This window comes from Veillonella faecalis (assembly GCF_024677885.1).
In the GTDB taxonomy this organism is placed as follows: domain Bacteria; phylum Bacillota; class Negativicutes; order Veillonellales; family Veillonellaceae; genus Veillonella; species Veillonella nakazawae.
Genome location: NZ_JALBWL010000002.1, coordinates 144389 through 171173 on the forward strand (window position 1 = coordinate 144389; position 26785 = coordinate 171173).

Here is a 26785-nt window from a genome sequence, read left to right on the forward strand (position 1 = left end):
CTATTGTCATTGCTTTTGGAGCCTTAGTAGCCCTTATTTGCCTTACAAAAAGCAAATAGCCCTCCGTTGCCTAGTGTGACTAGATAACTGAAAGGCCATTTCCTAATCTTTTTTCAATTTCGAGATGCGCCTGACGTAACTGCTCGTCTGACTATCTACTTATATTATAGGGGTAAAGATATATATCGTCAAATTAAGATAAACATTATAAGTACTAATAGCGCTAATCCCTTTATATTCTAAAATATAAACTTATAAATAATACGTAATATGCATAGTCTTATTTGCATAGTATACTTATGCTAATAAGGTTGTGCTTATTTATGTTGTAAAAGTTTAGAAAGATGAGAGGATATATGTTACATCGATTTTTAATAACTCTAGGGCTTATGCTTGCTTTCACCATCCCAGCTCAAGCAATCACGATTGAGAAGCTCACGTCTCAGCCGCAGTTTAAGCAGGTATCTCAGTTTGTATCGGATATTCCTAATATAGACGAGCGTGGCGCGTCCTATATTGACGTGAATACGGTGAAAGTAATCGGTTTTGAGCCGCCTATTTATACAATCAAGGCGACGGTATATAAAGCGTATCAGTGGAATGATGAGAAGGTCATTACCGTTAAGGACATGACTTTCACCTATGATAGTAGCAATTCAGCAGCTAGTAAGGTCTATCGGGCGCAACAGCAAGGGAAAACGGCGATTAATACTGATGCGGGTGCGAATATGGATATGAATGAAGATATGTGGTCTAATCCAGGTATTATGCGCGATGAAGAGGAAATCAGTCGCTTTGGCTTTGATGGAACGCCTCGGCCTATCAATCGTGGTGCCTTTCTGCGCAGACCCGTTGTGAAAGATTCTCTAAATAAAGAGTTTTACGATATCGCTGATGCAGTGTATTATGAAGTATATAAGGAACATTTTGATGAGGTTATTGTTAATTAAATTCTATGTTCGGAGGTTATTATGAAAGCATTTGAAACAAAAGATTATAAGGCGTTTACCATGTTTGAGGAACGTTGGGCTCTTGTTACAGCGGGTACGCTTGATGATTTTAATACGTGTACAGTTAGTTGGGGCAGTATGGGTAACATGTGGGGCATGCTTGGCAATGATATATCTACCGTGACTGTGTACATTCATCCAGCTCGCTATACTCAAGAATTCATGGCGAAATACGATACTTTTACAGTTAGCTTATTCCCTAACAGCCAGCGTAAGGCTCTTGGCTATTTAGGCTCTCATTCTGGTCGCGATGAAGATAAGGTTGCCAATTCTGGTTTAACACCAGTGGCAGTCGGTGATGGAGTGACCTTCAAAGAAGCAGATTTAACATTTGTATGTAAAAAGTTATATGAACACCAATTCGATGAAGCTCATTTGGCAGATAAAATAAAGGAATATTATGCAGCAAACCCTACTGCCTATACTCAAATTGGTCATGATCGTTGGGAACCACATTATATGTACATCGGCGAAGTACTTGAGGCTATAGAGGGCTAGTTTGTTCACGTAACAAATGAGGATGTGCATTCAATTTTCAATTCTTTGGAGTACTGTGAATGCTGTATCTGAGATAAATATATACTTATAAAGAAATAATGAGATATAAAAACAGCCAGTATTGCGATTTGCAGTACTGGCTGTTTGGTTTACACGTTTGATACTATTAGGTTGATTTTGAACGATGTTTTAATGGGCATGGCTCCCCTCTGTATCTGGAAATAGAACATGCGCTTTCAGTTTGAAGTTAGGATTATTGGTAGACTCAAAAAACTCAATCATATTCCGTAATTTTTGAACTTCCTCAGCATGTAAAAAACTTGGGTAAAAGATGATATAGGTAAAGCTATAGGTCCCATCATAGGATTGAAAGGTTAGGATGTGATCATCCTTATGAGGTGTATAGATGTGTGTGGATAGTCCAGGAATATTATTATTCCATATAACGGTATAATTAATATAATCTGATGTTGGTTGGTAATAGTAAATATTCCAGAACGTATCTAAATTAATTTTAAAATTGTAATGACCGTTTACAACAAGATCGCGCGCATATGGGTTTTTAGGAATATTATTAGTAGAAACAAAGAATGTTATGTTCCCCTTTTTGTAGTATCTAATATCTTGGTACTCGGTGCCCTTTTCTTCACCTTTGTATATGGCGTCTTTTGGTACACGGTATTGGACACCATTTAAGTTTTCTATGCGTGAATATTGATTTAATTCATTTAGGTTTTGCACAGAGGGAAGCACATAATTAGCCAATAATTTATCTGTAGGAACTTTGTTCAGAACGGGGTTGTTATCATAATAGACAAACCCTGCGTGATATAAGGGATGACGCATGTTATAGCCCTTAAATTTAAAATTGATTGTGTCGATGGTAAGAGTTGTTTTTTTACCGTTTTCAATGTGCGGCATCTTCATGCTATCCCAAGTGCTATAGGTAACAGTAGGATATGAAAATACTGTACCCTTTATATCAGAAATATGTTTTGCTGGATTATGTTTTGCCATGTCTTGAAAGAAATCAAGTACATTCTTGTCAGTTAGTTTTTCATAAGCTATTTTTGTGTTACGCCAGTCATAGTCTTTGTAATCAGCATAGTCAATTTCTAAATTGAGACTTCCGTTATCGGTAAACACTCGATAGTCCTCAATGGTTCGACTCGGATTTTTGTAACGCCCTATATTATAATCACTTTTTATGCCCGCTACGGGGAATGAAAGTCGAATTTGGTTGTATTTGTCATGAACGGAAATGACCGTATTATGGTAATGTTGACCGCGATAGATAGAGGCAGCTTTAGCATACTCCATTTCGCTTTTGCTAATACCTTTAGCCTTGTCCGTTGCTTTTAGTGTTTCCACATAGTTTGCTACATCCTTTTCAATATCAGGATTCGTGGTTTTGTAATTTATGTAGGCATCCTTTGGAATCTTCGAATCTGCGCCAGGAATATTAACATTGATGGCGCCTACTGGTGATAATATGGTGCTCATCATGAAAATACCCGCTAATAGTGGTAGTTTGATCATGGTAGTATCTCCCGTTTATACTCTCATATCTATTGATCTTGTGTAATCCATAGGCTAAGTTGTTAAGTATAATTATATAACTAAATGACTATATTTTTAAGTTGTATGTGGAATACAAAAAAGGCAGCCCTAAGAAGCTGCCCTTTTTGCATTGTTTATCAAAAGAAAGTGAGACGGTATTTACTACCTGTATTTATAATAACATAGGGTATGGGCATAAAATGCCACATATTATTGATACAGATTCTTAGTTCTTTATTTTGGATTTTATATTACATTGGATGCTGTATTTTCTAAAAGATTTATCAAAATAAGTCATAATTTTGATGAAAAATTAGTATATATGAGTCGATAGTGATGGATAGCTTATATAGTGGGTTCTATTGTTGATAACTACTATAAATTGTATATTTTAGCAAAATTATGTGAATTTTAACCCCACAAAAAGGCCAAAATCTGATATAATAATAGTATAGAAATCGATGTATAAAAGGACTAAAAATTTTGAGTGTGAATTGATGTTTTTAGACTCACCTTTGGGCCTAAAATATCCGTAGTTCTTATAGTTACATCGATGCGATCGGAACGTTGTATATAAAAAACGACTACGCAGATGCGTAGTTTTCTTATTTTGTGTTTGGTATAGGTAGTCCCATGAGTGTAGTGAAGCCCTTATTATGGCTATTAGAACCGTATATCGTATATAAAGCCTATTTGTGGGCCCTCCGCTTTATAGCACATCCCGTGACGTGGGAAGGCGAAATAGATTTGTTCTCCTTGACCTTAACGGTGCTACTCATCCTTGATGCGGTGGTATTGCCATTGGTGATTTTGTATTGCCCTGGGTTGAACCATGGCAAGCGCGTTCCTGATTGGATTCGCCGCTTAGGCACGCCTATCTACATCGTTCACAATTGGCTTGATGGCAAGGTTGGCGGCGGTACATCTACGCCGATTGTATGGTTACGCAAAACCTTGCATTCCCTATTGTTATTTATCTATTTGCTAATCCCGCTCTACGTAGGCGGTCATCTCGTGATGGGTCTCGTAGTGGCTCTCATGTATGATGTCCTCGTGTGGGCTCATGGAGGTGTGTGATGGCGACTTGCGAGTGGCCTACTACGCCTTTGTATCAGGCCTATCACGATCATGAGTGGGGGCGGCCTATTCATGATGATCGGTTGCAGTTTGAACATCTCTGTCTTGAAAGTCTCCAATGTGGCCTCAGCTGGCTTACGATTTTGAATAAACGAGACATTATCCGAGGCTGCTTTGATCATTTTGATATTGATACGGTTGCTAGTTATGGTGAAAGCGACGTAGAGAGAATCTTGCAGACCGAGGGTATGCTCAAGTCTCGTCCTAAAATTGAAGCTATCATCAATAATGCTTCTGCTTTTAAAGATATTCAAGATGAATTTGGTTCGTTTTGCAACTATATCTGGGCTTTCACAGACCATAAAACTATTATTTATGAAAGCCACCCTGATGGAAATATACCTGCGAAGAATGGCTTGTCCATGCGGATTAGTAAGGATCTAAAGAAACGAGGGTTTAAGTTTGTAGGCCCTGTTACTATCTATTCCCACCTGCAAGCTAGTGGTCTCATCAACGATCACGGCAAGGACTGTCCTTGTTTTGACGAGATTAATGCAAATGCAGATATTATCCGACTACCTGCGGATGGTGAGAATTAATATAGTTCTTATTATTCTGTATCTAGCGTTATATTTCTTTACTTGTTTTCAATGCCTGTTGTAACGTATTTATATAATGATTAGTTAACAATAGTTTTTATACATGATTGATGTTACAAAATTGAACTTGTGTTAAACCACACTTTAAGGTGTACACTATAGTGGATGGAAAGATAGCGTTCCATCATATGTCGGCCCGCTTTATATACAAACACATATATTCTCTCTCTCCAAAGCGGGTCTCTCATATACTTCTCTCTCAAAGCTATAAACACAACATAAAGACCTTATCCTTTACTGGATAGGGTCTTTTTGCTATATGTTTTTATCTAGGGCCATATAACGGCATAGATTGGTTGTATACTATGCAGATTGATTTGTTTCGATATAGTTGGTATACTGATGATGAAATAAAGTATTACTTTCACAATTAAGAAAGGGAAATATATGATTGGTTTGGGCACGGCCATTAACATTGGCCTCATCATAGCCGGCAGCTTGTGCGGCCTCGCATTTGGTCGGTTTATGAAAGAAAATTTGAAACAGACGCTCATGATGGTGAGCGGCATTATCGTTCTCCTCCTCGGGATGAGCGGCGCTATGCAGTATATGCTAGTCATTGTAAACAGCACGTTGCAAACGACGGGGCCTATGCTCATGATTATTAGCATGGTCGCAGGCGCTATAATCGGCGAGCTTATCGATCTTAACCGTTGGATTACTGTTTTTGGTGACTGGGTGAAAGCAAAAACTGGCAACACTGGTGATCCGCAGTTTACGCACGCTTTTATTACAGCGTCCCTTACGTTTACCGTGGGAGCTATGGGTGTGCTAGGCTCTATTCAAGACGGCTTGACGGGTAACTATCAAACGCTATTGTTGAAAGGTATCCTCGACGGCATCATCGTTATGGTTATGGTGTCCTCTATGGGCAAGGGCGCATTGTTTTCCTTTATTCCTGTAGGGATTACTCAATGGATTATTACCGCTATGGCTCATATCGCTGCGCCGCTAATGACGCCGAGTGCTATCGATAACCTGTCCTACGTGGGATCTATTCTGATCTTCTGTGTCGGTATTGACCTCATCTGGCCTGGTAAAATCCGAATTGCCAACCTATTGCCAGCCATCTTCGTGGCTATGGGCTTAACATTCTTGCTGTAAATCATACTATAAATAGCATTATAAGAAACCTATATTCTCTAAACCTTTGATATGTACCTTGTACATGAGGTGGAGGATATAGGTCTTTTTATTTTCTGAAATTATTTTGTAATAAAATAACTTATGATATTTCTCCACTCAATCAAGTTAATGACATCCCTCAACCCAATTAAGTTGATAGATATAGATCCTTACGTTCCGAAATAGGTGACCAATAGAGTCACTGCCAAAGTAGGATTTGACTGGTATTACCTAGAAATCTTTTACCAAAACTAATAGCAGAATAATTTTAATTTCCCATATGACTGTTATTCAGGTAGATATTATTGAATTATACCTGTTTAACAGGTATAATCAAAGGAGAGATTCTATGATTATCGGATTTAAGGATAAAGAAACAGAACGCATTTTTTATCGTGGATACTCACGACGTTTACCGACTCAGATTCAAAAAATAGTATTATTAAAATTACGTATGTTACATGCTTGTCGGACTATAGATGATTTTATGGTTCCACCTGGTAATCGTTTTGAGTTTTTACAAGGTGATCGACTTGGGCAATGTAGTATTCGTATTAATAAGCAATATAGAATATGTTTTTGTATAGATGAAGATTTTAATTTATATGATGTGGAAATTGTAGATTATCATTAAGGAGATAAAAGTATGAAGGAACTAATCCCAGTACCTAAAATGAGTGAGGTTCTACGTGAAGAATTTATGCAACCATTGGGGCTAAGTGCATACCGTGTTGCGAAGGATATTATGGTTCCTGTATCACGAATACAAGAAATTCTTCAAGATAAACGAAAAATTACGGCAGATACAGATTTAAGATTGTGTAAATATTTTGGTATGTCTAAAGGGTTTTTCTTAAGATTGCAGATGGATTTAGATTTGCTTGAAGCAGAGGATACAGAGGGATTGCAAGCTGATTTAAAAAATATTATATGTATTACAACTCAATCTATTGCTGATTGATAATTTTCGATATATTTGGTACACTTAATCTATAAATAAATCGTTATAACATTATGTATTACTATAAGGAGACGCTATGTTATTCGTTGAATATCCTAAATGCACAACATGCAAAAAAGCAAAGAAATTCTTAGATGATCATAATATTAAATACACAGATCGTGATATTAAGTCTGAAAACCCTACAGCTGAAGAAATCGCCGCATGGTACCCACAATCTGGTAAAGACTTGAAAGCATTCTTTAATACTTCCGGTATGATTTATCGTGAACAACAATTGAAGGATAAATTGCCAAACCTTAGTGAAGAAGAAAAACTAGCTTTATTAGCATCCAATGGTATGCTTGTAAAACGTCCTATCTTGGTTCTTGAAGACAAAGTTCTAGTGGGCTTTAAAGAAGCCGAATGGATTGAGGCGTTGAAGCTCTAATTTCATATTATTTAACCGAAAGAACAGGTCCCTAAAAGCCTCCAAAGCGAGCTAAGTCGTTTTTAGGGACCTGTTCTTTCTATATCTAATAAAAAAGTTAGAGCTATCAACTAATACCTCTTAGTATTAAGTCATTTTTAGAGATAGGGGCTTTTCTTTTTATATGAAATTAGCATCTTCAACTAGGGCCTATTGAAGAGTTTCCAAAGTGAGTTAAGTCGTTTTTAGGGATCTGTTTTTTCTAAAAATAATAAAGAAATAAGAGCCTTCAACTAGAGCTTTAAAGGGAGAGGTCATTTTTATGAATTCGTTCTTTTCCTATTCTATATAGGAAATACAGTTCTTTATTATTTATCGAAAAAATTGATTTGTATATTGTTTGTATGTTTTGTATAATATTTACATTGTAGATATACCCCTATGGGTACATAAAATTTAAATTACCTTAGGTACAAAGCGTTTTAAATTACTTTAGGTACAAAGTGTTTTAAATTACTTTAGGCACAGAGAGTTTCAAATTGCTTAAGGTATAAAAAGTTTTGAATTAGTATTGTTTTTGTGTTGTGTTTCCGGAGCAAGTGAGGCCGGTTCTAGTGTATAGAGAGGTCTATATGAAGTTTTTACAGTCTTTATCGGCGCAGGTGTCGTTATTCACGCAAGGTGCTATTTTAGCATTAGGCGTTGTTTTTATTCTTTTGGATGTGATTACAGAGTCATTAAATCCTGTTATAGATTTAGCGTGGGTAACGGTTCTAGTTTGTGGTTTACCACTGCTTATTAACAGTGTTCAAAGTATTTGGGAGCGTTTAGAGATCCATGCTAATTTTCTCATTGTAGTGGCCATGGTGGCGCTTATTTCCATTGGCGATTATCATACGGCGGCCTATGTGGGGCTCATCGTACAGGCAGGTTTCTTTCTGGAGCAGCTTATTACGGGTGAGTCACATTACACTGTAGATGATGATATGCTGCCTACAATGCCAGCACAACTCGTTGCTATGCGTCAGGGCATTAACAATTATTCATCTGTCATTGTTGTGGCTGTATTGCTATTATCTATGGGCTCCTTTGCATTGACACAGGATTTCATACATACTATAACATTGTTATTGGTACTATGCCCATGTTCCTTGGAACTTATTTTAGTGGCGTTAATGATGGGCTCCCTTGTGGATGATGCATCTCCTGTATCGGAGCTTTCAAAAGGAACAAAGCAGTCTCATTTAGGTCTACTCATCGTGTCTATTGTATTCCACGTAGCGATCATCTGCGTGGGCGTACTTGGTCTTATCGCTCCTGTTACGGCTGTTGCATTGCACGGTTTGGCACGACTTGGTCTCGTGTACAATTTGAAAGTTTTAAATGGTTCTTTGTGTGTAGCATAGAATTTAGTACAGTATATATTTTAAGACATAATAAAATCCCCTAGTAACCATGTGTTACTAGGGGATTTTTACGTTCATACAACAGCTAGTTGTAGATTATTCTTTTGCTTGGGATTTGTCACCAAGTGTGAGAAGAAGGAATACGATAGCGAGGATACATGCACCAACGAGGGCCACGAAGCCGCCATCCCAACCATAAAGGTCAACCATGAGACCCATGAACGCACCAGCACCAGCGGAACCGATGAGGTAACCAAGAAGGCCTGTAAGACCAGTAGCGCCACCTGTTGCTACACGTGGTACCATGTCTGCTGCTTGAAGGCCGATCATCATAACAGGACCGTAGATGAGGAAGCCAATAGCGATAAGTGCTAAGTTATCGATAAGGATATTGCCTGCTGGGTTGAACCAGTAAACAAGGATCGCCAAGATAACGAATAGCATGAAGCAGATGGTAGCTGGAGCACGACGGCCGCGGAATACGCGGTCACTCAAATAGCCACTTACGAGCATGCCTGGAATACCAGCCCATTCGTATAAGAAGTAAGCCCAACGGGAACCTTCTTTTGTAAAGCCTTTCACAGCAGTCAAATAAGTAGGCGCCCAGCTTACTACGCCATAACGGATGAAGTATACAAAGATATTTGCGATTGCAAGATACCATAAGTATTTGTTATGCAAAATATATTTGTAGAAGATTTCTTTGAAAGTAGTTTTATTTTCATCTTTTACTTCAGTTGCTACTGTTTCGTGTTTATATTCCTCGATAGGTGGCAAGCCACAGGATTGAGGTGTATCTTTCAACAAGAAGAATGTAACCACAGCTAACACGATAGAAATAAGCGCAGGGAAGAAGAAAATACTATGCCATGTACCAAATAGATAGATACCTAACGTAGCAAGAGGTGCGATGATACCGCCACCAAGATTGTGGGATACGTTCCACCAGGACCACCAAGCACCGCGTTCAGAACGGGAGAACCAAGTTACCATATTTTTCGCATATGGAGGGTAACCCATACCTTGGAACCAACCATTTAAGAAGGCGAGTACGCACATGATAGGAATACTGCTTAACACACCAGGTAAGGTGCCGAATAATAACATAACTAAAGCACTGAGCAATAGACCTACTGTGGAGAAGTATTTTGGGTTAGAGCGGTCAGACGCATTACCCATGACAAATTTACTTACGCCGTACGCTACGGATAAGAGGGTCATGACAATACCAAGATCCGCTTTAGTGTAGCCGTACTCAGCAATCATGTACGGAACAGCCAAACTAAAGTTTTGGCGGATCAAATAGAATGTAGCATAACCAATAAAAGTACCTGCAAAGACTTCTTTGCGAAGACGTTTGTAGGTGGAATCGATTTGCCCCTCTGGTAATCGTTCAATATGAGGAGCTGGAGAGAAAATCGACATCATCACACATCCTTTCTACAAAATGCCATTGTAATCATACCATGTATGACCAAAAGTCGACTATATTTTATTTTTAATTATGATAAATAGTTATTTTAGTGCACCATTATGGGCTTAGCGCATAGATTATAGGTCATTAAAATATCTACTATTTATTAGAGAGAACTAGCACCAAAATACATGAATGGTGTCAATAAAATAGCGCTATCTATTCCGATAGACACTCAATTAGAGTTGTGGGATAGATAGCGCTTTTGTGTTGTATATTAATTGTGAATATATTTATATACTGTACGTAAATATATTGATTTTACAGTCTCAATTAATCAATATATGTTACAGGATAGCCTTTTGCTTCGATTTCACGGCGGTTAAGACCGTTTGGCAAATCTGGATAGCCAATAGCAAGGCTAGCATATACTTTTTCACCTTCTTTAAGGCCTAGTTCACGCATTTTAGCCTGGATGCGTTCGTTGTCTTGAAGGTGACGGATTTGGTTTACCCAGCAGCTGCCAAGGTCGAGTTCATTGCAAGCGAGCATCATGTTTTGCATTGCACATGACACGTCAGCAAAGTTGTTGGCATAACTTGGTTTGCTAGCCAATATGATAAGTACAGGCGCGCCATAGTTAAATACAAACTTGCCTTCAGCAGACATTTTAATGATATTCACCATGTAAGGTAATGTATTTTCTGTAATCGGCATTTTGCCGTATTCCTCTTGTACAAGTGTTACTAGCTCTTTGAGCACATCCTGGTTTGTAATGACCATAAAATGTGTCAATTGTGTATTACCACCAGATGGGGCACGGCGGCCAGCGTCTAGTACTTGGTCTATAAGCTCACGAGATACTTGATCTGCTTTAAATTTACGCGTACTATGACGTGTTTTGATACATTCTAAGGTGTTCATGAGGGCCTCCTAAGATAAATGAGATTTGGTATAGAGTTTCTTTTATTATACTACAAAGAAAAACTAGAAGAGGCCACATTTTACTAACTAGCTAATTAAACCAAGTATATTGACAAAGATAGATATAGAACTTACAATATTAATTGTGTAAAATTATATTTTAACTTTTGGTTTTGTTGAGTATTCATACGTGAGCAGCTACTTAAAGTTTTAAATCTATATAGCTTATTATAGAAGGAGAATATTATGAATTTACATGGTATTGCAAAGGGTAAATCCTTTGAAAAAACTATTGAGATGTTAAAGAACGCAGAAATTAACGGTGCTAATCAGTATTTCACGATGTATTTTTTAGCTAAAGAGCTTGGTTATTTTGAAATTGCTGATGCAATCTATAAAAATGCTGCAGAAGATGCAGCACATGGCGGAATTTATAGCCATTTATTAGGCGATGGTCCTGCTACAAAGGAAGACTTCATTAAGATGGTCATTAATTTCTACAAGGCTGAAGCGTCTGCTGATACGATCCTTGCGAAATTAGCTGATGAAGTTCGCAACTCTAATGAAGAGGGCGCTCATAAAATTGCTGAATTAATTGAGCATTCTATTCCAGAAGAATTGGATCATGCTAAACGTCTTGAAGAAGCAATGTCCGCATGTGGTATTGAATTCTAATATAAAAAAATTTTATTAATAGGTTCACAGTTATATGGTGTGATTTCTGCCCATAAATTCTATAGATGCACTCATTTTCTTAATAAAAAAGAAAAAATATATTAATTAATTGACAAATTTAAAAATATCTGAACAAAGTAGGTTTTTTACGTTGACTGCTTGCTGTAGAATTGTGTACAATTAATTTGTAGATTATTGTGTGCATATGGAGGTAGAATATGGCAGAAATTGGCGTACTCGAAGGTTACAAACATAAAGAAGATGTACCTGATGCAGAGTACCTGAAATTAGAAAACCAATTGAGCTTCCCACTTTATGTAGTGGCGAAGGAAATTGTTAATGCATATCGCAGTCACTTAGATCCGTTAAATTTGACATATACTCAATACATCGTAATGATGGCATTGTGGCAATATGGTGATTTGTCCGTTAAAGAACTAGGCCAAGTATTGCGCCTTGATTCTGGTACATTAACACCACTTTTAAAGAAATTAGAAGCAAAAGCATTCTTAAAGCGTAAACGCAGCCGCCAAGATGAACGCGTAGTAATGGTAACCCTTACTGATACAGGTAAAGCATTACGTGATGAAGCAGTTCATATACCACGTCGCTTGTCTGAAGCTGCAGGCCCGATTTTTGACGTTGAAGAAACACGTCAAATGCGCATGTTGCTTAACAAATTGTTAGAAGCAATCGATAACGCTAATGCTAGAACAGCAGAGAAGCTTAAGCGCTAATGTAGCGTACTCTAGTAAGATCTCATATGCATACATTCTGTAATTTAATATATCTAATATTTTCATAAAATGTGATATACTATACATATAACGTATTGTGCTGAGGTCATGTGAGAGCATGACCTGTCGTGAGATGCCGTAAAGGCAAAAAGGAGAGCATTATGAATAAAAATTTATTAGGTGCATTTGTATTAGCCGGTACATTATTAGTTGGTGGTGTTGCTAATGCAGCAAACTGGAATGGTTTAGCTAACTATCCAGAGGTTCCAAACAGTGCAAATGGTTCTGAAACATACTTCTTTGATAAAGCATCCCAATTCAGTGGTATCGATAGTAGCCGTAACTATGTATTCGGCATCAATGTAGTGAATATGCATAACAATCAATATGGCGAAGCTACATTGTTCAAATATATTGTTCATCCAAGCTTGCATACTGTATATCGTTTCTCTCCAGATGGTCAAGCGTACCAAATCACTCCTGGTTCTAATGAATACAATATGTTCTTGGCTGCTTGGAAAGAAGTATACGGCACTGATTTCTCTTTCCCAGCTTTATAATTTGATGGCGCAAGCCGTAATAATTACATAACTATTGCTGGTGAAAGCTCCTTTGGGCTTTCACCAGTGTTGTTTATGGAGGTTTCCTATGTCTAAATCTGAATTTGCTCAAGCCTATACGGAGCGCATGTTCCCTGATATTGCAGCCCCTGCAGGTTATATCGACCCTGAGTTTGAAGTATTGTTTGATAATTTTGCATTTGATGAAGTTATTACCGAAGAGGGTCGCAATGTGCCTGCAAAGGATCGTTTCTTAGCCATCCTTGCCACATTAGTGGGTGTATCTGCTGTCGATGAATATGCGTTGATGCTACCAGCAGCACTTAATTTTGGCTTGATTCCCGATGAAGTAATAGAGCTCCTTTATCAAGCTGTGCCATATCTTGGCATCGGTCGTGTGCGTCCATTCTTTAAGGTCACAAATAAGATTTTTGACTATCGCGGGGAAACTGTTGTAGATCCGTCTCGTAGTACAATCACTAGTGAATCTCGCCTTGAAAAGGGTGTAGAGAAACAGGTTGAAATCTTTGGTGAGTCTATCCGTAATTCTTACCAAGAAGGTCCTGAAGAGACACGTCACATCAATAAGTGGCTTGCGAATATGTTTGGTGACTACTACACTCGTAAAGGCTTGAGTGTGACCCATCGTGAAATGATTACCTTCTGTTTCTTGGCGGCTCAAGGTGGCTGTGAACCTCAACTTGAGGCTCACGTAGAAGGCAACTTAAACGTAGGCAACAGTAAGCAATATTTGATTAACATAGCGTCCCAATGCGTGCCGTACATCGGTTATCCTCGTACATTGAATGCCCTTCGTTGCATTCAAGATGGCTACACCGCATGGGAAGCTAAACAATAAAGGAGTTCTATGTTATTTTCTGGTATTAGTTTAACGATGATTTTAGCGTCTATACCAGCGCTTATCATCGCGGCTGCAGGACATGAATTTGCTCATGCTAAGGTAGCTGATATGCTCGGTGATTCTACGCCGCGCTCTATGGGGCGATTAACATTGAATCCCGTGGCACATCTTGATTTAATTGGCTCTATAGCCTTCCTTGTTGGTGGATTTGGTTGGGCTAAGCCAGTAATGGTTAATCCATCTAATTTCCGTGATCCTCGTACGGATTCTACTTTAGTTTCTATTGCGGGACCAGCATCTAATGTGTTGATGGCCTTTTTGGGGTATTTAGCCCTTCGTTTTCTTGAAAGTTATGGCTTGTTGACGAATGAATCATTAGAATTAATACTGACACTGATTGTCGTATATAATATCAATTTTGCTATTCTTAATATGATGCCAATACCACCACTAGATGGCAGTCGTATTATTACAAGTCTATTGCCTGGGAGCTGGCAATTTACGTTGGAACGTTTAAGTTTTGTAAGTTTGATTTTGCTCATCTTAGTACTTAATACACCAATTGCTAGTAAGATTTTCATTCCATTACAACAAACTATTTTGCAGTTGTTTGATCGTATCGTAAGCGTTATTTTGTAAGTGCTATACTGTAAGAACTTTAGTCCATCTTCCTCACTATATTAAAAAGTATCGATATAATTCGATAAGTATGATATACTAGAGATAGAAATCGTAAATTTTCGATATATTAGTATTCTAGTATATCGTATATAAAGCAGTGCTAAATACTATATAATGAAGTATTTAATACTATAAGTATATAGACACTGTATATAAGTTAGTATAGAGATATTCAAGTGGATAGAAGAGGAATATATATGGATTTTGAAGAAAACCAAGTGCCAGAGGCAATTCTGGATAAGCTTACAAAGGTGTGTACCTGCCGTAGCATTACACGTAAAACGATTAAAGAAGCTATTTTGAATGGTGCTCATACATTTCCCGAAGTAAAAGAAGCAACTCGTGCCGGCACAGGCGCTTGCGGTGGCAAAGGCTGTGGCCCTCGCATCGTAAAGCTTTTAGCAGAAATGAAGGAGCAAGGTAAAATTTAAGGATAAGCAAAAGTTAAGTACAAGCAAAATTTAAGCGTAAGTTTGCCCTTAACTCATATAAAGACTATTACTTCAAACCAATACGGTATATATTCGTAGGTTTTGGGTAATAGTCTTTTTTGCACTAACGCAGGACTAGATGTATTGGCGTTTTGGGGTTGTCTTTATTATTTGATATACTATACATAATACTTTTTAGAGATTTTGGAGGTATATATGTTTCGACGTATCGTAGCGGCTACGATGATTGGCGCATTGGCGCTTACAACGGGCTGCGGTTTACATAATCCATTTACTTCTAAGGCGGAGCCTGTAACCTATGAATCTGTGGCACAGAGCGAGCTTTCACCAGAGGAAAAGGTGGACAAATTAGTAGCTAATATGTCTGACGCGGACAAGGTAGGCCAATTGTTGATGATTGGTATCCACGGCAAGACCTTGAACGATGATGCGAAGTTTATGCTCAATGAGTACCGCGTGGGCGGCATCATCTTGTTTGACCGCAATATGGAGTCAAAGGATCAAGTGAAATCGCTCATTACAGATATTAATAAAACTGGTAAAAGCGCCGGTTTAACTCCATTGTTCATCGGCATCGACCAAGAGGGGGGCGCGGTGGCGCGCATGGAGGATCAGCTCATCAAGGTTCCTCCTGCAGAAGAATTAGGTAAAGAACCTATTGAACAAGCGGTATCCTTGGCAAAACAGTCTGGTACAGAACTAAAGGACTTGGGATTCAACATTAACTTTGCTCCCGTAGCGGACTTGGGCTTAACCTATGGCCGTTCCTTTAGCACAAATCCTGATGATGTTGTACGTTATGCCAGCGCTGTAGGTAAGGCCTATGATGAAGCTGGTTTATGGTATTCCTATAAGCATTTCCCAGGCATTGGTAAAACAGATGTAGACTTACATGCGGATACCAGTGTTGTGCCAGTGTCTAAAGAGACTTTGTTGAATGAAGATACGAAGGTATTTGTAGACCTCATTAAGCAGTCTAAACCGAATACCTATGCAATTATGGTGTCCCATGCCATGTATCCTCAAATCGATGCAGATCATCCATCTAGCCTGTCTAAAGCGATTATTACTGACTGGTTGCGCAAAGATATGGGGTATAACGGCGTTGTCATAACAGACGATATGGACATGGGCGCTCTTGCAAAACACTATACCTTCGGCGATATGGCGGTTCAATCTATCTTGGCTGGTAGCGATATCTTGCTCGTGTGCCATGAGTATGAACACATGCAAGAGGCGTATAATGGCCTTATGAAAGCTGTAAAAGATGGTCGTATCTCTAAAGAACGACTCGATGAATCTGTGAAACGGATCTTGCTTATGAAGATGAGTAAAATTTCTTAGGCGATTTGTTTTTCTTTGTAGGAGGGACTTATGTCTAAGCCTTTTAAGTCTTTAGATTCCCTATTACGATTGATGAGAGAACGAAATATTACAATGATTATATAGTGTATACATAACACAGCTTCAAGGATTTTAATAAATCGATAGAGAATTACTTAGTATAGTTATTCTCTATCGGTTTATTTTTTATTCGTTAGGAGTGAATGTATATGGCTCGGAGAATTATGTTGAACGGTACGTCCTATTTTGGACAAGGGGCGATTCAGGAGATTGTGAACGAAATTAAGAATCGTCATTTTAAAAAGGTTCTTGTTACGTCTACACCTGATTTATTTGAGTTTAAGGTAGCTACAAAGGTAACAGACCTACTTGATGCGGCAGGTATTGCTTACGATGTATATGACAATATTAAGCCGAATCCAACCATTGAAAATGTAACATCTGGTGTGGCTGCTTGTAAGGCGGCAGGTGCTGAAGCTATCGTTGCTGTAGGTGGGGGCAGTGCTATTGATACAAGTAAGGCCATTGCGATAATTATGACGAACCCTGAGTTCGGTGATGTACGCAGCCTTGAAGGTGTGGCGCCTACAAAACATCCTTGCTTGCCGATTATCGCTGTGTCTACCACATCTGGTACGGCTGCAGAGGTTACTATTAACTACGTTATTACAGATGTTGAAAAGAACCGTAAATTTGTATGTGTTGATCCTCATGATATTCCAATCGTAGCCATCGTGGACCCTGATATGTCCGCATCGATGCCAACTGGTCTTTGTGCGTCTACCGGTATGGATGCCCTCGTGCATGCCGTAGAAGGTTACATTACAAAAGGTGCGTGGGAACTTACGGATATGCTTCATTTGAAAGCTATCGAAATCATCGGTCGTTCCTTGCGTAGCGCCGTAGCTGGTGACTTCGCAGGCCGTGAAGCTATGTCTCTTGGTCAATATATTGCAGGTATGGGATTCTCCAACGTAGGCCTCGGCATTGTTCACTCCATGGCACATCCATTGAGTGCTGTATACGATATCCCTCATGGCAAGGCGTGTGCAATGCTTTTAACAGCAGTATTGAAATTCAATGCTCCTGCAACAGGCGAAAAATATCGTGAAATCGCTCGCGTTATGGGCGTTCCTGATGTAGATGAAATGGATCAAGAAACATATCGTCAAGCAGCTATTGATGTAATCCAAAAATTAGCTGATGATGTTGGCATTCCTAAATCCCTTAGCGAAGCAGGCGTAAAACGAGAAGACATTCCATTCCTCGCTGAATCTGCTTTCAACGATGCATGTACACCTGGTAACCCACGAGATGCATCCTTAGAAGAAATCATTGGCATTTATGAATCCATATTCTAAGGAAGTAAGAGCTTGATGATATATAGTATTTTATGGCTTGAATGATTTAAGACTATAACATCATATTGATGCATGATTTGTAGGTCTAAATAATTTCCTGGTCTAAATGATGTGAAGCTCTAGCCCTGCGGGTTTTACACCTTTAGTGTCTTTACATATTTCAGATGCCTCCGAATATGTAAAGAAAATACATTTATACACTTGCTTAACAAAACTAGCCATCTCATTGTAGAGGTGGCTAGCTTTGCGTTTGTAGCGTTGTCTTCTAATTAGATAACTGACATTGTATGTAATCGTTTCTTGAAAATGATGGTTTACATAAGTATACTAAGGATATGAATACATAGTTTATGCACGAGTGTTTAAATTTTGGCTAATGCTAAGGAGGAATGGTATGAGGCTATGGAAATTTAATAAGCGCAGTTCTACCTTAGCAGATATGTCCATGAATCGTATGTTGTTAACAGAGCTCATTGCGAAGGGCGCTCTTGTGGGCGTGATTGCAGGCTTTTGTGGTGCTACGTACCGTTATTTAATCCTTGAGTCAGAGCATATTCGTTGGCATTTGATGGACGACATTACCATGGAATGGGCCATAGGCTGGCTTATAGTGATGGTCATCTTTGCCTTTATCGTCGACAGATTGCTTGCATGGGCCCCATTGTCTGGGGGCTCTGGTATTCCTCAAATCGAAGGGGAAATGCTGGGCCTCTTTGATATGAAACCGTATCGGACATTGGCTTCTAAGATGATTGGTGGCGTACTGACTGGTTTTGCAGGCTTTTCTGTAGGCCGTGAAGGACCAGCCGTACAAATCGGCGGCTCTGCCGGTAAAATTGTATCCTATTGGATGAATTCAGGGCTTCGTGAGCAGCGCATCTTGACTTCTGCTGGTGCAGGGGCGGGCTTAACGGCTGCCTTTAGTGCACCTGTATCGGGGGCGATGTTCGTCTTTGAAGAGATCCATAAAAGTTTTTATCCTTACCTCGTTGTGCCAACCTTTGTGGCCACATTGATTTCTAACTATATTACAGTTAGTATCTTTGGCCTCGACCCAGCTCTTGGGTTTTCGGTAACCTCAGGGGTTCCTCTTGAGTACTTCCCTGTACTGCTTATGGTGGGCGTTATCATGGGGCTCTGTGGGGTGCTCTTCTGCCGCATGATCTTTGCGTTCAAGAAATTCTTTGAGTGGCTTAAATGCTCTCGGTTCTTGAAATTAGCCCTCACCTTTGTGACTGTAGCCGTCATCGGCTATGACTCGCAACTTCTTTTAGGTGGTGGCAATGATCTGGTAGGACAGCTAGCCTTTCAATCGCATGGCGTATTGCTCTTGGGTGGTATCGTACTAGGTAAGATTTTACTTACCACCTTCTGCTATGGTAGTGGCGCGCAAGGCGGCATATTCTTGCCCATGCTCGTCATAGGTGCCTCTGCAGGTGCTTTTTGTGAAAGCGTGCTTTCATCAATTGGTATTATCTCACCTGATTTTGTACCTCAATTCGTTATTTGTGCCATGGGTGGTATGCTAGCAGCTGCTATGCGAACACCAATTTTGGCGATTTTACTCGTCCTTGAAATGACGAATAGCTTCTCTAATATTTACGCTATCGGTATTGTTACACTTGTGGCATACCTTGTAGCAGAGCTTTTAAAAGAGCCGCCAATTTACGATTCCTTATTGCAAGCCATGACCGGTCAAAGCCATTTAGAATCAGTGCAAACCTTCTTCCAAACGAAGGTGCCTGTAGTGGCAAACTATACAGAGGTGCAGTTACAAGACTTGGCATTGCCAGATGGCACATTAATCGTAAGTATTCGCCGAAATGGTACCTACATTGTACCTCTTGGGGATGTGAAACTCGAACCAGGTGACGAGCTACAAGTCTCTTGTGAACGAGGACGATTAAAAGCAGCGAAAGACTTTTTCCAATCGAATTAGTTATAGCAAAGAGATTTCTCCAATCTAAGTAAAGGGAGGCCTTATTATGCTGGATAACATTATAGTATTTTATATATTCTTTACCATAGTCGGCTTTTTAGCGGCTATGCTAGGCACCATCATCGGTGCCGGAGGGGGCCTTGTGTTCGTTCCTCTCTTCATGTATTGGTTCCCGGAGTGGTCCCCATCTATGATTGTAGGGACATCGCTCTTTTCCGTTATGTGTAACGCCGTTTCTGGTTCTATTGCGTATATTAAGCAGAAAAAGGTGCTTATTAGTGCAGCTATAGTCTTTAGCTTAGCCACTTTTCCTGGCGCTATCTTAGGGGCTCAAATGTCTGGTTGGTTCTCTGGTAAAGGCTTTATGTTTGCCTTTGGGTGTTTTATGCTCTGTGCCTCGGGCCTAATTGGATTTAAGAACTTCCGAAAAGGGGAACGGAAGGAAGAAAGCCTTACTCTTGATCAACTAACGTATAGCAAGCCTATTGGCATTAGCATTAGCTTTTTTGTAGGTTTTATCTCCAGTATCTTTGGTATTGGTGGTGGCCTTATTCATGTACCGGCCTTAATTTATCTCATGGGGTTTCCTACCCATATGGCTACAGCTACAAGCCAATCCATCCTTGCTGTATCTACAATGATAGGCGTTATAACTCATTTATTGGAAAATCATATCGTCTTTAGTATTGCTATTCCTACTAGTATTGGCGCTATCTTTGGGGCCCAAGTAGGGGCGCGAATTGCTAAACGGTTGAAAGCAAAATCTATCCTTGCCCTTATGAGCGTTGCAGTCTTTGCACTAGCTGTACGTCTTATTCTTAAGTCTGGTATTTTGGGATAATATGACTTCTCTGATGATCAACAGAAATTTGAATACTATACTGCTTATGTTCTAGCTAGTATGAGCCGATAGATTTGATATGTTTACTCTAATCCCTCTAGTGATTGCTCGAAAGAGTTATATCGCTAGAGGGCTTTTTATGTGAAAGTGAACGATTATTAGTAGGGAAATCTAAAAGTTATGATTAAAAGTCATACTTAAATATAAATGAGAATGATAAAATTGAAATAAATGAAAATATACAGTTTTATGTATAATTTATGTAAACTATTTCCTATAGAATTATATACACGATAAATCAAGTTTTATGGGCAATTTGGCGTTCATTTATTATAGAGTTCTTTAATTACTAAGTAAACAAAATAGTTTTATTTTAATATGTGAAAAAATGAGTACATGATAATGCCACTGAGATGCACTTTCAAGTAAAGAAATAAAAAAGCCATGCATATCGAGAATTATTAGGAGACATATAATTTATGCATAATTATAGTAGTGAGAATGAGAACGGCGTATACTAAATATAAGACAAATTCCTTAAGAGAGGATAGGAGGATATACAAGTGAGTACGCTTATAAAAGATTATGAACGTTTTGCCAAGGAGGCAAAAGAGATTTGCAAAGATCGTGTCTATACTGATCATTTACGTCGTTATGCATATGGTGTTGACGCGTCCTGTTATAGCTATTTACCAAAGGTTGTTGTAAAGGCTGAGGATGAACGTGAAGTAAGACGCCTTATTCGTTTGTGCCAACAATGTGGTACACCATTTACATTCCGTGCAGCTGGTTCTTCTTTGTCTGGTCAATGTTCCAGTGAAGACGTGCTTATCGTATGTAATGATGGCTTCAAAAAAATGGAAGTTATCGACGATGGCAAAGCTTTAAAATGCGAATGTGGTGTTATCGGTTCCGATGCGAACGATTTATTGAAACCATATAACCGCAAAATTGGTCCAGATCCTGCTACACTTGCAACAGCATTAGTAGGCGGTATTTTGAATAATAACTCCTCTGGTATGTGCTGTGGTACGGCTCAAAACTCCTATAAAACAATCCGTTCCATCCGCGTTGTATTACTAGATGGTACTGTTCTTGATACATCCGACAAAAAATCTATTGAACAATTCCTTCGTGAAAAACCTCAAATGGTTGAAGATATCTTGCAATTGCGCAAAGAAATCTTAGCTGATGAAGAATTGACTCATTTGATTCATCACAAATACAAAATCAAAAATACTACAGGCTATGGCTTGAACTCCCTTGTTGATTTCGAAGACATCATCGACATCATCAATCACTTGTTCATCGGTTCTGAAGGTACATTGGGCTTCGTATCTGAAATCGTGTACAACACCGTTGAAGACGTACCTCATAAAGGTTGCGGTCTCATGTTCTTTAGCACATTGAACGATGCATCTCTTGCGGTTGTAGCCTTGGCTAATATGGGCCGTGAAAAGGTTGTTGCTGCTGAAATGATGGACTATCAATCCTTGAAAGCAGTTCAAACTCTTGAAAATGTACCTGACTTCGTTCGTGAAGTACCAGAAGGTACAAGTGCTATCTTGTTCCAAACTGAAAGCTATTCCAAAGATACTGTAGATGAAAATTTAGCTTTCATTAAAGAACAATTGAAAGATATCCCAACAGCTATCCCAAGTCTTTACTCTCAAGATCCTAAAGAATACGATTCCTGGTGGGCAATTCGTAAAGGTATCTTGCCTATCGTTGGTGGTCAACGTAGAAAAGGTACTACTGTTATTACCGAAGACGTTTGCTTCCAAATCGAAGACTTCACTAAAGGCATTGAAATGCTTACAGAATTATTCCACAAATACGATTTCGTTGATGGTGGTGTAATCTTCGGTCATGCTTTATCTGGTAACGTTCACTTTAACATTACACCTGATTTCAGCGATCCTAAAGATACTAAGAACTTCGGCGATTTGGTAAAAGAAATGTCCGAACGCGTATCTGGTTTCGGTGGTTCTTTGAAAGCCGAACATGGTACAGGCCGCATGGTAGCACCATTTGTTGAAATGGAATGGGGCAAAAAAGCGTACGAAATCAACCGTCGCATCAAAGCTATCTTTGACCCTGAACGCATCTTGAACCCTGATGTTATGATTACTGATGATCCAGATGTGTACAAGAAAAATCTTAAAGCTCAATGCGTTATCGACGATGCTTTCACAATCTGTATGGAATGCGGTTTCTGTGAAAAACATTGTCCAAGCCGTAATTTAACATTGACTCCACGTCAACGTATCGCATTGTTGCGTGAAACTAAACGCCTTGAAAACGAAGGCAATTTCACATTGGCATCTGAACTTAGAAAAGGCTATGAATACTTCGGCGTAGATACTTGTGCTGCATGCTCCATGTGTAAAGGCCTTTGCCCACTCAGCATCGATACTGCTCAAATTGCTTTATCCATGCGCCGCATCGACCCACCTGCACCAGAATTGGCTAAGAAAATCTACGATAACTTCTCTACAACACTTCAAATGTGTCGTGCTGGCGTGAGCCTTGAAGGCATTGCTGGTTCCATCATTACTCAAAAAGCAATTTCTAAGATTACTGAAGGTTTGCATGGCGTAACAGGTGTTACACCATATGTTCCTAAAACAACTCCTAAAGCTAATCGCTACAAATTGAAAAACCGCATCAAACCAACTAACTTTGAAAAGGTTGTATACTTCAGTACATGTGCAAACCGTGCCTTTAAACCTAACCAAGGTTATGACGATGATCGCAGCTTGCAACAAGTTGTAGAAAGTCTCTGCAACAAGGCTCATATCGATATTATCTATCCAAAACATATCGAAAACCTCTGCTGTGGCTTGAGCTTTGAAAACTACGATGACGTTCATGAACGTGCTGTAAAAGACTTGCACGATGCATTGATGAAAGCATCTCAAAATGGTAAATATCCAATCGTGATTGACCATAGCGCATGCTTCAACCATGCTTTCAAACACATGCCAGACTTAGAAATCAACGATATTTCTGAATTCTTGTGCAAATACGTAGTACCTCATCTCGACATTGAAAAATGCGATGAACGCGTTATCGTACACAAACAATGTAAGATTAAATCTTTGAATAAATCTCAATATATTGAAGACTTGGCGCGACTCTGCACAGACCATGTATTCAATATCAAATCCTTCGCATGCGATGGCTTTGCTGGTCAAAAAGGTTTCTTTACACCAGAACTTAACAAATCTGCCACAAAAGACCTTGCTGGTGAAATTGCTGAATACGGCGCAACATTAGGCGTAAGCTCCAGTTCCACATGTGAAATTGGTCTTGGTGAAAGCGGTGGCATCCCATTCGTAGGCATTGCATTCCTATTAGACCGTTGCTCTAAAGCAAAACAATAAGATTTATAACATTACCTACCATATAACGAAAAAGGACGAGTTTCGGCTCGTCCTTTTTTGTATATAGTTTTGGTATAATTGTAATGTATTTAATAAATTATAAGATATTACTACATATTGTCATCACATTAAATAATGAATATATACGACATAATGTGGTTGTATTATATAGATAATATAGAGGTATTGTATGAAATATATTCTATTATGTATATGTTTGCTTAGCCTATTAGGTTGTGGCACAGATACTAAGACCCCGCAAGACACTAAACCTACAACAACAGCTAACGAACAAGCTAAAAAAGATCAAGGTCAAGATGCTCACGTAATGGCAGCTAAGCAAGCTTTATCCTCTGGCGATTATGCTAAAACCATTGAGGAAGCATCAGCTTCTATTAAGGATAATCCTAATAATGCAGAGGCGTACTCCATCCGTGGCTTCGCTACGGCATTGAATGGTGATACAGCTAAGGGCTTAACAGATACTAAAAAATCATATGACCTAGATCCTAATAATGTAGCGAACTACTACAACATGGCTATGGTGTACAAATTACAAGGCCAATTAAATGAGTCTAAACAATGGTTTGAAAAGGTATTAGAAAAGGACCCTAGTAACACCTGGTCTGTGTATGGCATTGCTACTATTTATGCAGACCAAGGGGATGATACGAAGGCCCTTGATTGGCTTGAAAAAGCAATTAACATTGATCCATCTGTGAAAGCTGTGGCCGCTGAACAAGACCATTTTGAACGCTTTCACAATAATGCGCGATTTAAAACATTAGTAGGATTATAGGCATGGATGTGAAACAGATGATTCGCCTTATTATAAAGGCGATAGGATTTATATATTGGTTTGTTTTTCTATACCTTGGTGGTTTAATGGTCGTAGACTGGTCAGGGTTTATGTCCCAACATAATATAGAAACACCTCTATTCCTTACATACTTAGTATTTGTAGGATGTTTTGTAACACCGTATATTATGCTGTACTGGAAGAAGCTAAATCCTAATGTGAAAGTTCCATTTTTAGTGCGCCATCTCTCCGAATTTATGGCGCGATTAGAAGATTGCCATAGCATATGGTTTGATGTGCTATATGTACTAAAATTATTGCTCTATTTCGTAACAATTCTGTGGATGCTTTGTATCATATTACTTACCTTAGCAGTTATTGCGTGGACAGTAGTTCTAATTTTACTGAGCAATTGATGATGTACATTTACATTTACATTGTTTTCTCTACTAATGCTTCTTGTAAAAGTTGAGAAAAATTAATTCCTTTAGCTAGCGCTCGATCATTTAGCCATGCAGGAATTGTTAAGGTTTTCTTTACGGATTTACTATTTTTAGCTAAATCAATATCTGTTTGTACTAATGTAGGATACGTTGTATCTGTACAAGGTAAGTTGCGAATAGATGTAGGTGTAGGTAAGCTTTCTCCATCTTCTAAGGCACCTAAAATATATAGTTCCATTGCCTCTTGGGCATTAGTTACGAGCTCTGTTAGGGTTGAGCCAGTACTGCTAGTATATTCTAAGTCTGGAAACTCAGCCCAGAAACCATCAGCATCATCATGGATTATAGCAGGGTATATAAATTTCATAGGTCCTCCTTATTTTAGTCCCGTACGTTTTCTTTTATGGTAACACGTGTATACGTATAAAACAATTGTTAGGAGTTATATATTCTTATTTATAGTCTAACTGTATATAACAGAAAACAGGGGTGACCATTGGTCACCCCTGACTCTATCACTTGAGAAACTAGATGTATGCGTTGCGTGCATTAATTCTATTTGTATAAATTATATTAGTATATAATTAAGGTATATAAATCGGGTTGTATATTGATGAAAGGAGAGAATTCATCATGAAACCATTGGGTAAACGGATTGCAATGGCTGTGTTGTGTGCGGCGACGTTGACATCCCCCTTATTGTTGAGCGGTTGTAGTATGTCAGAATTATGGCAGGGCTCTGAACAGAGTCGCAAGGAAATTGCACAGCGGTCTGAGCAGGATCAGGTACAGTTATTTAATCAATATGTAAAAGCAATAAGCCGATTTAATCGCATGGCTGTTATGTTTGATTATGCGAATAGGCCAACTCTTAATGAGTTAAAAGCGGGGCAGCATTTAACTGTATTTAATGCGCCGAACTTTAAACAGCTACAAAAAGAATTAGAAGAGGCTAAGCAAGCAGGTGTTCCTTATGATGAAATGAAGGAGCCTTTAGATAAGCTACTTTCAAAATTGAACGAAATAACACCGGTTGCGGAAGAGCTCGATGCATACTATAAATCTAAAGGGTATACCACAGATAACTATGCTAAGGAGCAACAATTAGGTCCTAAATATGTTCAGTTATACGAACAATTTATTCCTATTTATGCTGACTTTGATAATTTGATGCATAAGATTAACACGGACCGATTGCAACAACGGTTACAACAATTGCGCGATGCAGGTAAGAAAAATGCAGCCGCTGCACAAGAGGTTTCTTTGCGACTTACTGCAGTCCTAGAAAAGCTAGATAGTGAAAAAGAACCAGATGTAAATGCGATCAATCAAGAGCTACAAGCTATTGGTGATTTAGCGAATGGTATTTCTAATCCTAAGTATGACTCTGTTAAGACCTCTGTAAACTCTACGATTGGTGCAATCCGTACCTATATGGGATCTAAACAAGATAACGATTATAAACATATGGTTGAGGCCTATAACCGTTATATTTCCAATATGAATACGACCAATATGAATGAATTGGATCAATAAGCAAGCTAGAAGAATAGTGTGATAAATTAATAGGCATATATAAGATATAAAAAGAAAGCTGTATCGAATGAGGATATCATTTGATACAGCTTTTATGTGTTTATAGGTTAGATATAGTTGCTAAAA

General features: G+C 38.8%; 27 protein-coding genes. 23 read left to right on the forward strand and 4 right to left on the reverse strand.

Going from position 1 to position 26785, the window contains the following annotated elements; all coding sequences use genetic code 11:
• Positions 1 to 356: 356 nt before the first annotated feature.
• Together MOQ65_RS04355 and MOQ65_RS04360 are read left to right on the forward strand one after the other, a co-directional pair.
• Positions 357 to 950, forward strand: a complete 594-nt coding sequence (locus MOQ65_RS04355; RefSeq protein WP_213467392.1) for a hypothetical protein — start codon at positions 357 to 359, stop codon at positions 948 to 950.
• A gap of 21 nt (positions 951 to 971) precedes the next feature.
• Entirely contained in the window at positions 972 to 1508 is a 537-nt protein-coding gene (locus MOQ65_RS04360; protein WP_119206384.1) for a flavin reductase, read from the forward strand.
• 189 nt (positions 1509 to 1697) lie between these two features.
• On the opposite strand, the gene MOQ65_RS04365 is transcribed toward MOQ65_RS04360, so the two are convergent.
• Positions 1698 to 3047 (reverse strand): hypothetical protein, encoded by a 1350-nt coding sequence (locus MOQ65_RS04365; protein ID WP_257846784.1) that lies wholly within the window; start codon positions 3045 to 3047, stop codon positions 1698 to 1700.
• Between the two features lie 654 nt (positions 3048 to 3701).
• Here MOQ65_RS04365 and MOQ65_RS04370 point away from each other — a divergent pair.
• From MOQ65_RS04370 to MOQ65_RS04400, 7 genes are all read left to right on the forward strand, one after another.
• Complete coding sequence (locus MOQ65_RS04370; protein ID WP_213467390.1) at positions 3702 to 4145, forward strand: hypothetical protein; 444 nt, start codon at positions 3702 to 3704, stop codon at positions 4143 to 4145.
• Positions 4145 to 4744: a DNA-3-methyladenine glycosylase I gene (locus MOQ65_RS04375; RefSeq protein ID WP_257846785.1), complete on the forward strand. Its 600-nt coding sequence runs from the start codon at positions 4145 to 4147 to the stop codon at positions 4742 to 4744. The genes MOQ65_RS04370 and MOQ65_RS04375 overlap by 1 nt, the downstream gene beginning before the upstream one ends.
• A gap of 447 nt (positions 4745 to 5191) precedes the next feature.
• On the forward strand, positions 5192 to 5908 hold the full coding sequence (locus tag MOQ65_RS04380) for a DUF554 domain-containing protein (protein WP_257846786.1): 717 nt from the start codon (positions 5192 to 5194) through the stop codon (positions 5906 to 5908).
• A gap of 370 nt (positions 5909 to 6278) precedes the next feature.
• Positions 6279 to 6563 carry a type II toxin-antitoxin system RelE/ParE family toxin gene (locus tag MOQ65_RS04385; protein ID WP_119208579.1) on the forward strand — a complete coding sequence of 95 codons (285 nt, stop codon included), beginning with the start codon at positions 6279 to 6281 and terminating at the stop codon, positions 6561 to 6563.
• Positions 6564 to 6575: 12 nt separating this feature from the next.
• Positions 6576 to 6890 (forward strand): HigA family addiction module antitoxin, encoded by a 315-nt coding sequence (locus tag MOQ65_RS04390; protein WP_024064215.1) that lies wholly within the window; start codon positions 6576 to 6578, stop codon positions 6888 to 6890.
• 76 nt (positions 6891 to 6966) lie between these two features.
• The gene (locus MOQ65_RS04395; protein WP_005384960.1) at positions 6967 to 7320 is read left to right on the forward strand and encodes a Spx/MgsR family RNA polymerase-binding regulatory protein; all 354 of its coding nucleotides are present in this window, start codon (positions 6967 to 6969) and stop codon (positions 7318 to 7320) included.
• Positions 7321 to 7931: 611 nt separating this feature from the next.
• The gene (locus MOQ65_RS04400; protein ID WP_257846787.1) at positions 7932 to 8705 is read left to right on the forward strand and encodes a hypothetical protein; all 774 of its coding nucleotides are present in this window, start codon (positions 7932 to 7934) and stop codon (positions 8703 to 8705) included.
• 96 nt (positions 8706 to 8801) lie between these two features.
• Here MOQ65_RS04400 and pgtP read toward each other — a convergent pair whose 3' ends face one another.
• Together pgtP and MOQ65_RS04410 are read right to left on the reverse strand one after the other, a co-directional pair.
• On the reverse strand, positions 8802 to 10130 hold the full coding sequence (pgtP, locus tag MOQ65_RS04405) for a phosphoglycerate transporter protein PgtP (RefSeq protein ID WP_119208575.1): 1329 nt from the start codon (positions 10128 to 10130) through the stop codon (positions 8802 to 8804).
• A 322-nt stretch (positions 10131 to 10452) separates the two neighbouring features.
• On the reverse strand, positions 10453 to 11043 hold the full coding sequence (locus tag MOQ65_RS04410; protein WP_257846788.1) for a nitroreductase: 591 nt from the start codon (positions 11041 to 11043) through the stop codon (positions 10453 to 10455).
• A 246-nt stretch (positions 11044 to 11289) separates the two neighbouring features.
• On the opposite strand from MOQ65_RS04410, the gene MOQ65_RS04415 reads away from it, so the two are divergent.
• The 13 genes from MOQ65_RS04415 (at position 11290) to MOQ65_RS04475 (ending at position 25096) form a co-directional block, all read left to right on the forward strand.
• A complete protein-coding gene (locus MOQ65_RS04415) occupies positions 11290 to 11718 on the forward strand; it encodes a ferritin family protein (protein WP_257846789.1) in 429 nt (142 codons plus the stop codon).
• A gap of 218 nt (positions 11719 to 11936) precedes the next feature.
• Complete coding sequence (locus MOQ65_RS04420; RefSeq protein WP_257846790.1) at positions 11937 to 12455, forward strand: MarR family winged helix-turn-helix transcriptional regulator; 519 nt, start codon at positions 11937 to 11939, stop codon at positions 12453 to 12455.
• A 161-nt stretch (positions 12456 to 12616) separates the two neighbouring features.
• Positions 12617 to 13015 (forward strand): hypothetical protein, encoded by a 399-nt coding sequence (locus tag MOQ65_RS04425; protein WP_105089942.1) that lies wholly within the window; start codon positions 12617 to 12619, stop codon positions 13013 to 13015.
• A gap of 88 nt (positions 13016 to 13103) precedes the next feature.
• Positions 13104 to 13874: a carboxymuconolactone decarboxylase family protein gene (locus tag MOQ65_RS04430; RefSeq protein WP_257846791.1), complete on the forward strand. Its 771-nt coding sequence runs from the start codon at positions 13104 to 13106 to the stop codon at positions 13872 to 13874.
• Between the two features lie 9 nt (positions 13875 to 13883).
• Positions 13884 to 14516 carry a site-2 protease family protein gene (locus tag MOQ65_RS04435; protein WP_156719856.1) on the forward strand — a complete coding sequence of 211 codons (633 nt, stop codon included), beginning with the start codon at positions 13884 to 13886 and terminating at the stop codon, positions 14514 to 14516.
• Between the two features lie 239 nt (positions 14517 to 14755).
• Entirely contained in the window at positions 14756 to 14989 is a 234-nt protein-coding gene (locus tag MOQ65_RS04440) for a (2Fe-2S)-binding protein (protein WP_024047871.1), read from the forward strand.
• A gap of 216 nt (positions 14990 to 15205) precedes the next feature.
• Complete coding sequence (locus tag MOQ65_RS04445; RefSeq protein ID WP_257846792.1) at positions 15206 to 16354, forward strand: glycoside hydrolase family 3 N-terminal domain-containing protein; 1149 nt, start codon at positions 15206 to 15208, stop codon at positions 16352 to 16354.
• A gap of 209 nt (positions 16355 to 16563) precedes the next feature.
• The gene (gene fucO, locus MOQ65_RS04450; RefSeq protein WP_257846793.1) at positions 16564 to 17715 is read left to right on the forward strand and encodes a lactaldehyde reductase; all 1152 of its coding nucleotides are present in this window, start codon (positions 16564 to 16566) and stop codon (positions 17713 to 17715) included.
• 394 nt (positions 17716 to 18109) lie between these two features.
• Positions 18110 to 19654, forward strand: coding sequence for a ClC family H(+)/Cl(-) exchange transporter (locus MOQ65_RS04455; protein ID WP_257846794.1), 1545 nt, complete (start codon positions 18110 to 18112; stop codon positions 19652 to 19654).
• 46 nt (positions 19655 to 19700) lie between these two features.
• A complete protein-coding gene (locus tag MOQ65_RS04460; RefSeq protein WP_257846795.1) occupies positions 19701 to 20495 on the forward strand; it encodes a sulfite exporter TauE/SafE family protein in 795 nt (264 codons plus the stop codon).
• 563 nt (positions 20496 to 21058) lie between these two features.
• Positions 21059 to 23881 (forward strand): FAD-binding and (Fe-S)-binding domain-containing protein, encoded by a 2823-nt coding sequence (locus MOQ65_RS04465; protein ID WP_257846796.1) that lies wholly within the window; start codon positions 21059 to 21061, stop codon positions 23879 to 23881.
• Positions 23882 to 24071: 190 nt separating this feature from the next.
• The gene (locus MOQ65_RS04470) at positions 24072 to 24680 is read left to right on the forward strand and encodes a tetratricopeptide repeat protein (RefSeq protein WP_257846797.1); all 609 of its coding nucleotides are present in this window, start codon (positions 24072 to 24074) and stop codon (positions 24678 to 24680) included.
• A 2-nt stretch (positions 24681 to 24682) separates the two neighbouring features.
• The gene (locus MOQ65_RS04475; protein WP_024064856.1) at positions 24683 to 25096 is read left to right on the forward strand and encodes a hypothetical protein; all 414 of its coding nucleotides are present in this window, start codon (positions 24683 to 24685) and stop codon (positions 25094 to 25096) included.
• Positions 25097 to 25112: 16 nt separating this feature from the next.
• On the opposite strand, the gene MOQ65_RS04480 is transcribed toward MOQ65_RS04475, so the two are convergent.
• Complete coding sequence (locus MOQ65_RS04480; protein ID WP_005384984.1) at positions 25113 to 25490, reverse strand: type II toxin-antitoxin system HicB family antitoxin; 378 nt, start codon at positions 25488 to 25490, stop codon at positions 25113 to 25115.
• A gap of 266 nt (positions 25491 to 25756) precedes the next feature.
• On the opposite strand from MOQ65_RS04480, the gene MOQ65_RS04485 reads away from it, so the two are divergent.
• Complete coding sequence (locus MOQ65_RS04485; protein WP_257846798.1) at positions 25757 to 26659, forward strand: DUF3829 domain-containing protein; 903 nt, start codon at positions 25757 to 25759, stop codon at positions 26657 to 26659.
• The last annotated feature ends 126 nt before the right edge of the window (positions 26660 to 26785 follow it).

What these genes read in the sequence shown, in the direction of transcription:
- MOQ65_RS04355 (WP_213467392.1), top strand. Translation starts at nt 357, where the DNA reads ATGTTACATCGATTTTTAATAACTCTAGGGCTTATGCTTGCTTTCACC.
- MOQ65_RS04360 (WP_119206384.1), top strand. Translation starts at nt 972, where the DNA reads ATGAAAGCATTTGAAACAAAAGATTATAAGGCGTTTACCATGTTTGAG.
- MOQ65_RS04365 (WP_257846784.1), bottom strand. Translation starts at nt 3,047, where the DNA reads ATGATCAAACTACCACTATTAGCGGGTATTTTCATGATGAGCACCATA.
- MOQ65_RS04370 (WP_213467390.1), top strand. Translation starts at nt 3,702, where the DNA reads ATGAGTGTAGTGAAGCCCTTATTATGGCTATTAGAACCGTATATCGTA.
- MOQ65_RS04375 (WP_257846785.1), top strand. Translation starts at nt 4,145, where the DNA reads ATGGCGACTTGCGAGTGGCCTACTACGCCTTTGTATCAGGCCTATCAC.
- MOQ65_RS04380 (WP_257846786.1), top strand. Translation starts at nt 5,192, where the DNA reads ATGATTGGTTTGGGCACGGCCATTAACATTGGCCTCATCATAGCCGGC.
- MOQ65_RS04385 (WP_119208579.1), top strand. Translation starts at nt 6,279, where the DNA reads ATGATTATCGGATTTAAGGATAAAGAAACAGAACGCATTTTTTATCGT.
- MOQ65_RS04390 (WP_024064215.1), top strand. Translation starts at nt 6,576, where the DNA reads ATGAAGGAACTAATCCCAGTACCTAAAATGAGTGAGGTTCTACGTGAA.
- MOQ65_RS04395 (WP_005384960.1), top strand. Translation starts at nt 6,967, where the DNA reads ATGTTATTCGTTGAATATCCTAAATGCACAACATGCAAAAAAGCAAAG.
- MOQ65_RS04400 (WP_257846787.1), top strand. Translation starts at nt 7,932, where the DNA reads ATGAAGTTTTTACAGTCTTTATCGGCGCAGGTGTCGTTATTCACGCAA.
- pgtP (WP_119208575.1), bottom strand. Translation starts at nt 10,130, where the DNA reads ATGTCGATTTTCTCTCCAGCTCCTCATATTGAACGATTACCAGAGGGG.
- MOQ65_RS04410 (WP_257846788.1), bottom strand. Translation starts at nt 11,043, where the DNA reads ATGAACACCTTAGAATGTATCAAAACACGTCATAGTACGCGTAAATTT.
- MOQ65_RS04415 (WP_257846789.1), top strand. Translation starts at nt 11,290, where the DNA reads ATGAATTTACATGGTATTGCAAAGGGTAAATCCTTTGAAAAAACTATT.
- MOQ65_RS04420 (WP_257846790.1), top strand. Translation starts at nt 11,937, where the DNA reads ATGGCAGAAATTGGCGTACTCGAAGGTTACAAACATAAAGAAGATGTA.
- MOQ65_RS04425 (WP_105089942.1), top strand. Translation starts at nt 12,617, where the DNA reads ATGAATAAAAATTTATTAGGTGCATTTGTATTAGCCGGTACATTATTA.
- MOQ65_RS04430 (WP_257846791.1), top strand. Translation starts at nt 13,104, where the DNA reads ATGTCTAAATCTGAATTTGCTCAAGCCTATACGGAGCGCATGTTCCCT.
- MOQ65_RS04435 (WP_156719856.1), top strand. Translation starts at nt 13,884, where the DNA reads ATGTTATTTTCTGGTATTAGTTTAACGATGATTTTAGCGTCTATACCA.
- MOQ65_RS04440 (WP_024047871.1), top strand. Translation starts at nt 14,756, where the DNA reads ATGGATTTTGAAGAAAACCAAGTGCCAGAGGCAATTCTGGATAAGCTT.
- MOQ65_RS04445 (WP_257846792.1), top strand. Translation starts at nt 15,206, where the DNA reads ATGTTTCGACGTATCGTAGCGGCTACGATGATTGGCGCATTGGCGCTT.
- fucO (WP_257846793.1), top strand. Translation starts at nt 16,564, where the DNA reads ATGGCTCGGAGAATTATGTTGAACGGTACGTCCTATTTTGGACAAGGG.
- MOQ65_RS04455 (WP_257846794.1), top strand. Translation starts at nt 18,110, where the DNA reads ATGAGGCTATGGAAATTTAATAAGCGCAGTTCTACCTTAGCAGATATG.
- MOQ65_RS04460 (WP_257846795.1), top strand. Translation starts at nt 19,701, where the DNA reads ATGCTGGATAACATTATAGTATTTTATATATTCTTTACCATAGTCGGC.
- MOQ65_RS04470 (WP_257846797.1), top strand. Translation starts at nt 24,072, where the DNA reads ATGAAATATATTCTATTATGTATATGTTTGCTTAGCCTATTAGGTTGT.
- MOQ65_RS04475 (WP_024064856.1), top strand. Translation starts at nt 24,683, where the DNA reads ATGGATGTGAAACAGATGATTCGCCTTATTATAAAGGCGATAGGATTT.
- MOQ65_RS04480 (WP_005384984.1), bottom strand. Translation starts at nt 25,490, where the DNA reads ATGAAATTTATATACCCTGCTATAATCCATGATGATGCTGATGGTTTC.
- MOQ65_RS04485 (WP_257846798.1), top strand. Translation starts at nt 25,757, where the DNA reads ATGAAACCATTGGGTAAACGGATTGCAATGGCTGTGTTGTGTGCGGCG.